Source organism: Paenibacillus germinis, assembly GCF_013141785.1.
Classification (GTDB): Bacteria; Bacillota; Bacilli; order Paenibacillales; family NBRC-103111; genus Paenibacillus_E; species Paenibacillus_E phytorum.
In genome coordinates, this window is the sequence record NZ_WHOC01000019.1 from 194,429 (window position 1) to 206,473 (window position 12,045).

General features: G+C 43.3%; 13 protein-coding genes and 1 riboswitch. Of the genes, 2 read left to right on the plus strand and 11 right to left on the minus strand.

Going from position 1 to position 12,045, the window contains the following annotated elements; all coding sequences use genetic code 11:
* Positions 1-490: 490 nt before the first annotated feature.
* From GC102_RS03200 to GC102_RS03235, 8 genes are all read right to left on the minus strand, one after another.
* Positions 491-1,519 carry a phosphotransferase gene (locus GC102_RS03200; RefSeq protein ID WP_171688201.1) on the minus strand — a complete coding sequence of 343 codons (1,029 nt, stop codon included), beginning with the start codon at positions 1,517-1,519 and terminating at the stop codon, positions 491-493.
* A gap of 24 nt (positions 1,520-1,543) precedes the next feature.
* On the minus strand, positions 1,544-2,050 hold the full coding sequence (locus GC102_RS03205) for an ADP-heptose synthase (RefSeq protein WP_171688202.1): 507 nt from the start codon (positions 2,048-2,050) through the stop codon (positions 1,544-1,546).
* Between the two features lie 148 nt (positions 2,051-2,198).
* On the minus strand, positions 2,199-2,792 hold the full coding sequence (locus tag GC102_RS03210) for a ribonuclease H-like YkuK family protein (RefSeq protein ID WP_246320713.1): 594 nt from the start codon (positions 2,790-2,792) through the stop codon (positions 2,199-2,201).
* A gap of 106 nt (positions 2,793-2,898) precedes the next feature.
* Positions 2,899-3,852, minus strand: coding sequence for a C40 family peptidase (locus GC102_RS03215; RefSeq protein WP_171688204.1), 954 nt, complete (start codon positions 3,850-3,852; stop codon positions 2,899-2,901).
* 153 nt (positions 3,853-4,005) lie between these two features.
* Positions 4,006-4,093, minus strand: a riboswitch (cyclic di-GMP riboswitch).
* Between the two features lie 119 nt (positions 4,094-4,212).
* On the minus strand, positions 4,213-4,506 hold the full coding sequence (locus GC102_RS03220; RefSeq protein WP_171688205.1) for a hypothetical protein: 294 nt from the start codon (positions 4,504-4,506) through the stop codon (positions 4,213-4,215).
* A 70-nt stretch (positions 4,507-4,576) separates the two neighbouring features.
* Positions 4,577-6,880, minus strand: coding sequence for a thiamine pyrophosphate-dependent enzyme (locus tag GC102_RS03225; RefSeq protein ID WP_171688206.1), 2,304 nt, complete (start codon positions 6,878-6,880; stop codon positions 4,577-4,579).
* A gap of 34 nt (positions 6,881-6,914) precedes the next feature.
* Positions 6,915-7,925: a 2-oxoacid:acceptor oxidoreductase family protein gene (locus tag GC102_RS03230; RefSeq protein ID WP_171688207.1), complete on the minus strand. Its 1,011-nt coding sequence runs from the start codon at positions 7,923-7,925 to the stop codon at positions 6,915-6,917.
* A gap of 113 nt (positions 7,926-8,038) precedes the next feature.
* Positions 8,039-8,215: a hypothetical protein gene (locus tag GC102_RS03235; RefSeq protein ID WP_171688208.1), complete on the minus strand. Its 177-nt coding sequence runs from the start codon at positions 8,213-8,215 to the stop codon at positions 8,039-8,041.
* A gap of 214 nt (positions 8,216-8,429) precedes the next feature.
* Here GC102_RS03235 and GC102_RS03240 point away from each other — a divergent pair, with 214 nt between their 5' ends.
* Positions 8,430-9,680, plus strand: a complete 1,251-nt coding sequence (locus tag GC102_RS03240; protein ID WP_171688209.1) for an ATP-binding protein — start codon at positions 8,430-8,432, stop codon at positions 9,678-9,680.
* Positions 9,681-9,769: 89 nt separating this feature from the next.
* Positions 9,770-10,123, plus strand: coding sequence for a hypothetical protein (locus tag GC102_RS03245; RefSeq protein ID WP_171688210.1), 354 nt, complete (start codon positions 9,770-9,772; stop codon positions 10,121-10,123).
* Positions 10,124-10,240: 117 nt separating this feature from the next.
* Here GC102_RS03245 and GC102_RS03250 read toward each other — a convergent pair whose 3' ends face one another.
* The 3 genes from GC102_RS03250 to GC102_RS03260 all read right to left on the minus strand — a co-directional run bounded on the left by GC102_RS03250 (position 10,241) and on the right by GC102_RS03260 (position 11,992).
* Entirely contained in the window at positions 10,241-10,723 is a 483-nt protein-coding gene (locus GC102_RS03250; RefSeq protein ID WP_171688211.1) for a low molecular weight protein-tyrosine-phosphatase, read from the minus strand.
* The gene (locus GC102_RS03255; protein ID WP_171648936.1) at positions 10,720-11,454 is read right to left on the minus strand and encodes a phosphonate ABC transporter ATP-binding protein; all 735 of its coding nucleotides are present in this window, start codon (positions 11,452-11,454) and stop codon (positions 10,720-10,722) included. Before GC102_RS03255 ends, GC102_RS03250 begins: the two co-directional genes overlap by 4 nt.
* Before the next feature lie 148 nt (positions 11,455-11,602).
* Positions 11,603-11,992, minus strand: a complete 390-nt coding sequence (locus GC102_RS03260; RefSeq protein ID WP_171688576.1) for a YlbF/YmcA family competence regulator — start codon at positions 11,990-11,992, stop codon at positions 11,603-11,605.
* Positions 11,993-12,045 lie beyond the last annotated feature (53 nt).

Here is a 12,045-nt window from a genome sequence, read left to right on the forward strand (position 1 = left end):
GTTTCTACCAAAGTTTCACCAGTAAACTGACTTCTTAAGTACTAGTATAGGTTAACCGAGACAACAAAAAAAGAACTGAAAAAAACGTGTCTTACTTACCTCAAGGTTAGTCATGCATTTATTTTACCTACAATCAGAAATAAAACTGCCGAATTCCTTCGACAGTTATTTCAAATTTATTTACATTTGCCACAGCCGCAATGACATTTACGTTTTGATTTGTGAGCCATTTTTCCTTTTGATTTCACAGTGGACTTTGCACTTCCGCGCAATCCACCACACCTCAGACAATCCGCAATACATTGATTTCGCCCAACTACAAATAATCGCGTACACACATTACGGCAAAAACGACCACAGTTAGGCATAGCAAGAACATTGCCCAGATAAACACCTTTAGGCATACCTAAACACCACCTTTTCAATTGGTGCTATATGGTATTCCATCCAGAGAACTATCGCTTGTACGATTACCCCATCTTCACGCATGCTATTTGAGCAAAGTAAGCACAAGCTCCGAGCCATTCATTTGCAGCCACTTCGTTTTGTCAAATGTGTTATGAATAATATCAACGAGCACCCCTTGAGCATCCACACCATCTAAATATCTTCCCAGAAAATGGATAAATACATCCAACCGACGAAGCTCGATCAGAAGAGGCAACAATACAATTTCTTCCTCTCTCAAATGAATCGATTGGCCATACCCCTTATAAAAGGCAGTACAATTGCGTCGCAATTCTTCTAACGGTAGAGTGGGATCGATAAGATCTGATAAGCAGACCGCTAGCTCCATCACTCGAACATCTAGCGTTACGAATTCAAAATCAAGTACGGCCGTAATTTGACCATCGGCATTAACCAGCATATTAGACCCGTTGATATCACCATGAACGAGTTGATGTGGAAGCTTCCGAAGATCAGGAATTGCCTTATAAAAAGCAGCAAATCGTCCAAATATATAGGAAAGCTCATCGCGCTGCTTCCTGAATGGTTCTGGTGGATGAAGACAGAACTCTTGAATCGCATCTGGCGTGCAGCGGGGATGGATATGTTCAATTTCATAGTAAGGTGGGTAGACAGGTTCAAGTTCCATGGAAATCGCAGCCAGAGCAGATGACAGCTTTCCGACAGCTACTCCGAATTGCTGCAGTTGATGCGTATTCCCCCAAGTAGGATTGCAGCCATCTGTGTACGTAAATAAGGCAGCCAGTTTGCCTTCCTTAGCGTCTAATCGAACAACAGTTCCCCCAGCTGGTAGCTCTACGGGCACAGGCACACGAAAGGGAAGCTTATCTTTTTCTTTATCTAAAGCCAAAAGAACACTATGCTCGAAAATTATTTTGTCCATGTCACGATGAGTTTCGTACAATCGAAGAACATAGGAAGTACCTTCCACGTCTACGAACCGAGTTGTATTATTCATACCTCCCGCGCCAACACGCATGGACCATGTTTGAGCTGGAAACCAGTATGTTGGCAGTGAGGTTAATTGCTCCTCTTGATCTTTGACACGCATAATTGCATTCCTCAACTCCTCTTTCTAAACCTGATTGTCACCTTCTACCGCAAATTCAAAATCCTCTACGTCATAAGCTTCGACTGGAATTCCTGCTTGAACCATACGTTCAATGAAATCTAGCTGGTCAGTTAGCAGAGCAGCCTGTTCTTTGATCGACGTCAGAATTAATTCGGTTTCAATCGGGTCGAAATTGTCCCCATACTCTTCATTGTCAATCGCAAATACAACCATCAAGGTGACATGCTCATTAATTGGCAAAGGTGGGCTTTTCCGCCATGGAACAGTTAATGCTTTTTCAATTTTTTTCTTATTAAACGCTTCTTCGAAGAAAGCAATCAGCTCACCAATCATTTGCTTAACGAAACCATCGTCTTCTTCCTCTAACATAATCGGCTCAGAGCCTGTCTGAAGCTCGTATAACTCCTGAATGCTGGTATAAGGTATCACATAAGTAACAGGCTGCCCAGGCAGCATTAATTGACCATGCACCGCTAGCATAACGGCTTCTATTATAAATGTTTTGCTCATCTTGTTCTCCCCTTTCTCTCTAACCTTGTAAAAGCATTATTTCGCTAAGAAGCTGAGGAATCCTCTTTTCACAACCTTCTTGGGCCAAACAAAACCGTCAGTTCTTATGATCGAGGTGACCAATTCGAACTAACGGTTTCTATTTCTCTTATAGGATGCCATCGATGACCTCATGATTCTCATAAATTGGCTGATACGGCTTCTTCGAAAAACGATTGGCATAGGCCGAAGCTACATAACAATCTGGTTTAATAACAGGAACCATACCGACAGATTCCACTCTACGCACCATTTCTTGGACGAATTTAGCTGTCCTGTTCTTATTTTCATCGTCACCGGCATCAATATGAATAAACATGTCGAAGGAAGCACCTTGATACAGATGTGGAAGAATAATGTTTTCCATATCCTGACGCTTAGACTCATCAAAATACATGGCAATCTCTTCACTCAAAGCAGTTTCCATCGAAAGCTTTTCCTTAATCGAATGTAGGGCCCGATGAACGATGACTTGACGATAACACGCCCACGCTCCTTTTCCTAACCGCTGGATAACTACACCGGTAATGAATTTCGTATGACCTGTGTGTACCTGACAATCCGTACCAATAATAAATTTGTAGGTTGCTACGGGGTCGTGACGCATGAATTGTAGAATACGATCGTGTACGGTATCTAGGTTAAGTCCTCTTTCCGTTGTGTTCCGAAATTCCAGTGGATGGGTCGTCGTCAAAGGTTTCAAAGATAAGGTTCTTCCTTTCTCCTTAGAATGAGGAAGAAGCGGATGCTGAAGCTGCATCCGCCCCTATCTATAGTATATGGCAAAATTCCTCTGATCGAACCATCACTTATCGTAAAACACTGCCGCCGAACAAAAATCGATTTTCCCATTGCTTCCCATCGATCGTATCCGTACGAACTCCACCGGATTCGATCGAATACGTATGCAGTATATTCCCATTTCCTAAATAAAGTCCAACATGCGTGATCGGTTCTGTAAGAACGTTCACGTTATCATAATCTGATGCTTTACTCCCTTTGTAGCTGCTGAAGAACATCAGATCTCCACGTTTCAAACTTGCCCAATCCTTCCTAACAGGACCTAACGATTTAACATAGTTGCCTTGTGCTTGTGAATCGCTAGGTACGGAGAATCGTAGAGCATCCCAGAACATCGTTTGAATGAAATCCGAGCAATCGAAGGTCGTGGTATCGTTGCGTTCAGAACCAAATTCATAAGGAGTGCCTAAGTAAACTTGGCCAGCTGCAATAACGGCTTCAATTTTTTCGGCGAGAGGTAGATTGGGTTTGATGACTGAGAAATCAGTGCTTATGTATTTACTATTTGTGCTTACATACCCGCTAGTTCCATTAGCGTCTTGAATTTTATACCAGCTGTCATTGACTTTTGCTGTTACGAGGATGTCCTCCCCTCTACTAAGCATCCGAATAACCTTGGAACCGGACTCAGATGCTGGAAGTGTGCGAAAGTTTACGCCATAGATGATTTCCGCATTGCTAGTTATTTTTATGTATTTGCTATTCGTTGAAACATAGCCGCTCACACCGTGAGCATCTTTAATTTGATACCAATTCGTCGTTACATAATCCGTGACGGTGACAATTTCGTTTGCTTTCAATAAACGTATAACATTGCTTGAAGTACTAGCTTGATCCCTGAAACTTACCCCCGAAACAATTTGTGCCTTTGTCGTTATCCCCTCATTTGCCTGAATGGCTGCAGGGACTACAAAAGTAAGCGCTAAAACAAGCATTCCGATAACCATTGTCCATTTTCTCATCGTGTCTTCCTCCATAGGTTGATTTCGCTCTAGATGTATCTGATTCACTGACGAAATGGATAATTTGAACTTGACACCTCCTCTATATCGTAAAAAGAATGACCCGTTTGCCTCAGCTGGGTCATCCTCTTCTTGTAGAAGGTTCCCATCGCATTTGGCGGCTGGCTAGCACTGTGCCTATGGCTCGAGAGCCCCTGTAGCTTTGCGTCCCAAACTTTCGATCGGTTTGCCATTTCGTTGTGATGTTAATTTTTTCTTTCGCATCCTTATTATAGTTTGAGGGGATTCTTCACGAATATAGGCGAAAGGTTGCGTTTCTTGTCGTACTCATAGTGGCTGCGTACCTATTGACGTCACGGTTTATTTTTCCAGTTTACGGACTTCCGGTTTTCGTGTTTGAGGCCAAAACACTTGCAAATTAGGGTCATTTTTCAACTTCACATTGCAGAGCTTCATTTCCCCTTCCTCGAGCTCAGTCACATGCCATGCATCCGGCTCCATTCCCTCCATGCTGTGCAGAAAAGCAGGAATTTGCTGCTCAGCCTCTTCTAATTCCGGCCAAAATTTAACGCCATAATAGGCTAAACCGTAGTGATTGACAAGTGTACATGTGAAAATCTGCTGCGATATTTTGTGCTGCAACACATAGGGCATCTTTCATTCCTCCGATAAAAAGGCACGTTCACCACAGAGGTGAATGTGCCTTCATTTTTATGATGACGACTTATAAATAAGCATTCTCATGCTTGGCTTTTAACATATTCCAACGACGTTCGACTTCCGTTTCGAATGATTTCAGGGAACCCTCATATTCAGGCTTCGTCATATGCTTCGTTTTCCCCATCGTCTTGAGCCAATCCGATAGTGGAATCTTCTTGCTCTTATCCTCCGGATTATACGTGATTGACGTAACCCCGTGCTCCACTTCATAGAGCGGGAAGAAGCAGGAATCTACCGCAGCTCCGACGATATTGGAGCCCTCCTGGTCATCAGACAGCCAATTGAGCGGACAGGCAATGAGAATTTTCCCATACACCAATCCCTCATTTTGGGCGTACCATTGTGCTTTCGCGGCCTTCTTCACAAGATCCTGCGGATACGCTTCCGACCCCGTAAATACATATGGAATATGGGTAGCGGCCATAATTTGGGCTGTATCCTTGTGATGGAACACTTTACCACCCTGATGCTTCCCAACGTTCGATGTCGATGTACGATGACCCATCGGCGTCGAATAAGACAACTGAGCTCCCGTATTCATGTACCCCTCGTTATCGTACTCGAGAATAATCATTTTATGATTGCGCAAAGCCGCCCCGATAGCAGGCCCCATGCCGATATCCATCCCGCCATCACCAGTGATCATCACGAAGGTGAAATCGTCCTTCAAACCCAAATGGTCGAGTTCGCCACGACGCTTGCGCTCCCAGAACATCTCCACAACTCCTGAGAGGGTCGCTGCGCCGTTCTGGAACAGGTTATGAATATATGTCGCTTTGTGAGCCGAATACGGATAACCCGTCGTTACAACCATCGCACAGCCTGTATGGAAGATCGAGACAATATCGCCTTCAATTCCTTTGAAAAACAGCTCCAAGCCGGAGAAAATACCGCAGCCTGGACATGCGCCATGCCCCGGAGCAATACGCTTCGGTTTCTTCGTCAATGCACGTAATGGCGGGATACGAACATTCAGCTTGCCCGTGTTCTCATCCGGCGTTACCGTTATGAGTCCCGTCTTCAAATCCTCATACTTCATCGGCGTCAACACCCTCTTCGGCGCTTTCGAAGGATCACCTGGCGTGTGGCCGTAGTAATCGAAGGGAACTTCCACCTTGCCGCTTTGTACAGCGTCAATGGCAAATTGGAACAAACTATGCCCGTCTTCGGCATAAAAGTCCTTGCCACCTAAGCCGTAGATTCGGCTTATGACAAGCGTATCTCTGTTCCCATGTGTGAACAGCGCCGCTTTAATTTCGTTGACCATATTGCCGCCATGGCCGCCATAAGAATCCGCGCGATCGCCAACAGTGATCGCCTTCACATTCTGCAAAGCTTCAGCAATCTGCTTTGCTGGGAATGGACGGATGATGTTCGGCGCGATCGATCCGGCTTTAATGCCCTTCTCGCGGAGTTGGTCGACGACGTCTTTGATGATTTCGGAAGCCGAATTCATCAAGAACACGGCGACTTCCGCGTCCTCCATCCGATATAACTCAAGAATCGGATAATCACGGCCTGTCAAATCAGCGTATTCCTGCCGTATACGATCATAAACACCTTCAGCGTTGTACATGGCCATGGACTGCTGGTAGCAGTTATTAATATAATCCGGCTCGTTCATATAAGGACCTACGGTAATCGGATTATTACGATCTAGCGTATCCGGGAAGCCCTGTGGCTTCTCACCTACGAAAGCATGCACATCCTCACGATGCGCGAACGTTTGTACTCTACGCTTTTGGTGGGACGTGAAATAACCGTCCGAAGCAACCAAAACCGGCAATCGAACTTCCGGATCTTCAGCCAGCTTTAAAGCTATGATATTCATGTCATAGACCGCTTGCGGGTCTCGACACATCACAATCGGCCATCCCGTATTTAAAGCATAGTACAAGTCAGAGTGATCCCCATGAATATTCAGCGGTCCGGATACAGAGCGGCATACCAAGTTCATCACCATGGGAAAGCGTGTCCCGGATTGAACCGGCATTTGTTCCAACATGTACAAATAACCGTTGGCGCTTGTCGCGTTAAATACGCGGCCGCCAGCAGTTGATGCGCCATAACATATGCCTGCCGAACCATGTTCACCGTCTGCTGGAATGAGCACGATGTCATGTTGTCCGTTGGACTTCATAAGATCTAGAAATTGGGCAACCTCCGTAGATGGAGATATCGGAAAGTATCCCATAACATGATAATTAATTTGATGAGCTGCATATGCCGCCATCTCGTTACCTGATTCATATACAATGCGCTGTTCGACCTTGGCTTGCCCTAATTCCTTCTTGATATCAATGGACATGCGAGTAGTTCCACCCTTCTCCCATAAATACTCTCTAAGAGTTTACAGCTAGATTGAATCGATGAGGCATGCGATTTAAGTCCGCATAACCATCTTCTTCCCGCTCACTAACGAGCGCTTCGGTCGGACAAGCCTGTACACATTTAAGGCAACCTTTACAATATTGATAGTCGATCCCCTGTAAGAACATTTGAGGACGCCCCTTCTTGTCGGGGAGTTCATCCCAAACGAAACAGAAATCCGGACACACATTATCGCACGAGGCACAGTGAATACATTTATCTTCATGGAAATGCGGCATCATCCCCGCACGTGAAATGCTTAAATCTTTCAGAATGCTGTTCCCAGGATTCGTAATGACACCACCAATGGACTGCGTTTCATAGCCAAGGACTGGCGTATCGAAACGAACGAAATCGGGCATCGTCTCCCCTTCTGGAAGCGCATACGTTTGGAACTTAACTTCATTGTATCCGCGGTCAAACGTTCGTAGGGCTGGTGCAACAGCAAGCGGATATTTCTTTTCTAACGATTTACGAATAACGCCTCTCATGACATCTGGATCAAGGAAATCACACAACCGGAATAGCGCACCAAGCATCGCCATATTCACGCGATTCTTCTCTTCTAATGAGATTCCAATTGCATCGATAACGGCAATGGTACCGCCTCGGAGCTTCATCTTTTCCTTCAACTCATCCGGTGTTTTTGTCGAATTCACAAGTACTGTACTATCTTCATAGATGCCACTGATAACGTTTACAGTTTTGGAAAGCGATTCGTGAAAAACACCCACAACATGCGGTCGTTCGACCGGTGAAGTATCCCGAATTCTCGTATCCATGTCACAAAACCTTATATGTGCTTTCACTGCCGATCCTTTCTTCTCTGAACCATAGGAAGAAAAGCTAACCCCGTTCAAACCCACCCCAACGACTCCCGCTTCCGCCAGCATCTTACCCGCTAGATTCGCGCCGAGTCCACCGATGGATTCCAGTCTAATCTCAAAAAAACCGAGATCGTTCAATTTAGGTAAAGTTACCATGCCAGGTCTCCTTTCAAAAATGAACTGCATAAAGAATGAATAGTATGAATAGTAAATCTACTCTCATTGTAACAAGAAATCTCTGGTAATCAACCTTTTTTTGAAGGGGCCATTCATAGTAAATAATCAATAATGAGGCCGCACCCTCCCAAATAGTAACTTCTCGGCCCTGTATTCTCGTCTTGAGCAGAATTATCTTTCTCGGCATCCTCACAATCCTCACATACGTCCACATAATCATCATCAATCGGATTAAAGACAACACCGCAAACCTGTGAGCACGACCGCATCCTCATCTCTCCTTGTTTGACAACCAAATTAGATTGTAAACGCTTGCATCTTCGTGTTTCTTTATTATACAGCGGTTTATAGGAATAACACCATAAGTCTTTATCAAATCTTTAGCATTCGAAATGCCCCATTTCCCTTGATAAGGTCAGTTTTTGTGAGATAATGTAGAAATAAAAAAGATACTGTCGGACAGCGGAAAGGATGGCATTTCATTTGCTCCATTCAATCATTTCCAATGAACTACATGGTCTCTTCTACATCATGAGTGCTATATTAATCCATCTAGTTCTTACCCCTATTTTCATTTACAAAGAATATCAGCGTAGATTTCTATTCGCAATTATTTTAGTCGTACTCATCTTTTTGTACTGGAAATTTGAAGACATTGATCCCTTAATTTATTCCCTCCATTTGTTTCCGATCAGCTTGATTGCAGTGATTCTGTTTATCGGATTTATACCAGCTTTTATTACCTGGACCTTATTTAACATAGGTTGTATGGTCGTCCTGAATTACTATTGGCAACCCGCTCTAATAAGCAGTGCTGTTTTATTAGTACTAGGTGGAATTCTCTTCAGAAATATAACAAATCAACCTACACTTAAGATGAAATTAACTTATGCAACGGGTATGCTGCTCGTGTACGAAGTATTGTATGCGCTATTATCGCTGAACATACAATCTCCTATTACTTTGTATGCTGCATACACCGTATTTTTTTCCTTTTTCTCTCTTTGGATGATTACATACTTACAATTTTTTGTGAAAAAGCATGAGATTCACAAACAGAGACTTGTCGCATTGGAAAAGGATCGAATGCTCGGCCAGTTTGCAGCCACCATTTCTCATGAAATACGTAATCCTCTCACGTCTACAAGAGGCTTTCTTCAGTTGCTGGATCAGAAAGAGCTATCCTTCAACGATCACAAACGGTATGTCGACCTTGCGTTGTCGGGTGTGGATCAAGCAAACGCCATCCTGGGTGATTACTTAAACTATGCCAAGCCGTCATCTAACTTACAAGAACAACTAGAACTCAAAGAAGAGATAGAAGCCATGCTGCGTTTCATCACGCCATTTGCTACAGATCACCAGGTCGCTATCCATATTAATCATGAAAATGAAGATCCCCTTTACATCCTAGGAGAATCCAAAAAGCTGCGCCAATGCTTGATGAATCTTGTTAAAAATGCGATTGAGTCCATGCCAAATGGCGGTAAAATTTCATTAAGCACCTGTAAGCTGCCTAATGCTGTACAAATTTTTATTTCTGATACTGGTGTTGGAATGAGTAAACAGCAATTAAATTCGCTCGGTATGCCTTTCTACACAACCAAAGAACAAGGCACTGGACTTGGGCTCGTCGTGGTCATGAGTATTATCAAAATGATGAACGGAAAAATCTCCTTCTCCAGCAATTTAAACCAAGGCACGCAATGCTCCATTTTATTTCAGCAAAAGTGATCACTCAGCGCCCTCCATTAACATACTTGATGATCTGTGCTATTCTGTTAAGACAAGTGATCATCATGACTGGTAAGGAGGGCTTTATTATGAATTCAGATTTCATTCCGATTAAATCACTTGAGGGCGACTTGAAAATGTCGCATAAGAAGAGGGATTTCGGTCTTACTGTCTCTTCCAAAGAGTTGATCCTTCACAAACCTCACATTAATTATTATTTCAAGTTGGAACATATAATTAGCATTATTCCATACGATCATTCAGCTCTCAAAGCCGTCACCTTCGTAAACTCGCGATCAGCCAATCAAGAATTCACCCATGTAGCACCTGGTTCTGATTACTTCCGCATTTATGTCCAAGCAGCTACCGTCCATAACCGCAGCGGACTGTTCGAAATAGGGCCAACCGATGTCATTATTCCCATCGCTCAAAGCCATATCTGAATATATGCAGCGCATCGGTATAACTATATTTTAGAACTCCTCCACAACAAAAAAGCAAGGGTGAAAAGAAAAGAATCTTTTCTCACCCTTGCTTTTTTTATTTCATAAGAGATTATCTTACAGCTTTTCTTTCTCGATGATAAAGGCTAGTAAGCGTTCGCAGCTCTCTTCGACCATCTCGTACACCTCTTGAAAATTACCCGTGTAATAAGGGTCTGGAACATCTTTAATGGAGCGATCAGGTGCAAAATCCAGCAATTTATGAATAGTAGCTCGTTTCTCACCTTCAACGAAATCAGGAGCAAACGATGCCAGATTAGTTACATTGCTCGCATCCATCGCAATGATATATGTATATTGAATAAAGTCATCGGACCTAACTTGCCTTGCTTTTAGACCCTCATGTTTAATCTGATACTGATCCAATATGTCCCTAGTACCTTGATGTGGGGGATGTCCAATGTGCCAGTCACCAGTTCCGGCAGAATCAATAGCAATTACAGCATCGAGACCCGCTTCTTTAACTTGATGACGAAAAACCGCTTCAGCCATGGGGGACCGACAAATATTTCCTAAGCAAACGAATAAGACCTGGATCATACTTCACCAAAGATGAGCTTTTTTTCACGCATGGTGAGCGACCTTGCCGGAATATCCAGCACAATTTTACCTTCAGAAAGTCCCCAAATACGTGTGGCAAATCTCTCCGCAAGTTCAACTTGGTGTAGAGTAGCAATGACGCTCATATTTCGATCTTTGCAAAGTGATTTCAAATCCTGCAAGATATATTCCGTAGATTTCGGATCAAGACCAGACACAGGTTCATCGGCGACAAGCACCTTTGGTCCTAGTATAAGCGCTTTAGCAATAGCAACGCGCTGCTGTTCACCACCGCTTAGTTGACCAACCTTCTTCTCTCCCTTATCAAGCAACCCCACTTTTTCCAAATAATCCATGCTGTCCACATGCTCATCTCTTGAAGTCATGCCGGTCAAAATACGCAAAGGTGTTTGATAGACACGACCCATCATGACATTCTTGACAGCGCTTTTATTTCGATTCAAAGCAGGCTTTTCTTCAAGAAATGCAAAATCTCTACCTAATTTGAAGCGTTCGAATGGACCTGGCTTCGAGATATCATTGGAGTTATAAATTAGCTGACCGCTAGTCCATTTCTCTTGATGACTTATACAGCGCAATAATGTGGTTTTCCCACTTCCGCTGCTCCCAATAACCGCAATGAATTCGCCTTCATCTACTTGAAAGCTCACTTGTGAAAGTACCTCATTGTCCGGAGGATATACTTTACTTAAATTACGAACTGTAAGCATGGCAATGTCTCCTTCGAGTAAGTCTATTCTTCGTCTTTCCGATAGAAAGACTCATTTCATATGCTGATCTTTTGGGAAAAAATCGCCACTCATTTCAAGCGATAAGCCTGAGTAGAGGGCGATTTTCTATTTCCCAAAGGATGTTATCTTAATCGCAAGATGTCGGAGCTTCCGCCGCGCCTGCTTCTACATTAATTTTATCCGAAATCGTATCACGAATGACCGACATAACAAGCTGCAATAAATAGTTGATGTCCTCTTGTGTTTGCTTGAATTCATTCACAATCGGAATCTCATCTAATTGATCCTGCAGCACTTCAATCTCATTCTCAATTTTCTCGATCATTTTAGCATTTTGGAAAGTCTCGAAAGCAACGACTTCCTTCTGTTTCTTTTTGATCGCACCAATTAGCACTTGAATATCTGGATTCGTAGCGATTTGCTTCTCAGCTTTTTGATAAAACTGTACCTCATTCGAAGTCGTTAACAATTCAGCCAATTCCTTGGCTTTGGATAAAATATCTTCGCGTACGATCATTTCCGTATTTGTAAATTCCTCTACTTTAAAAGCATGAGGCTCATTATCGTTAT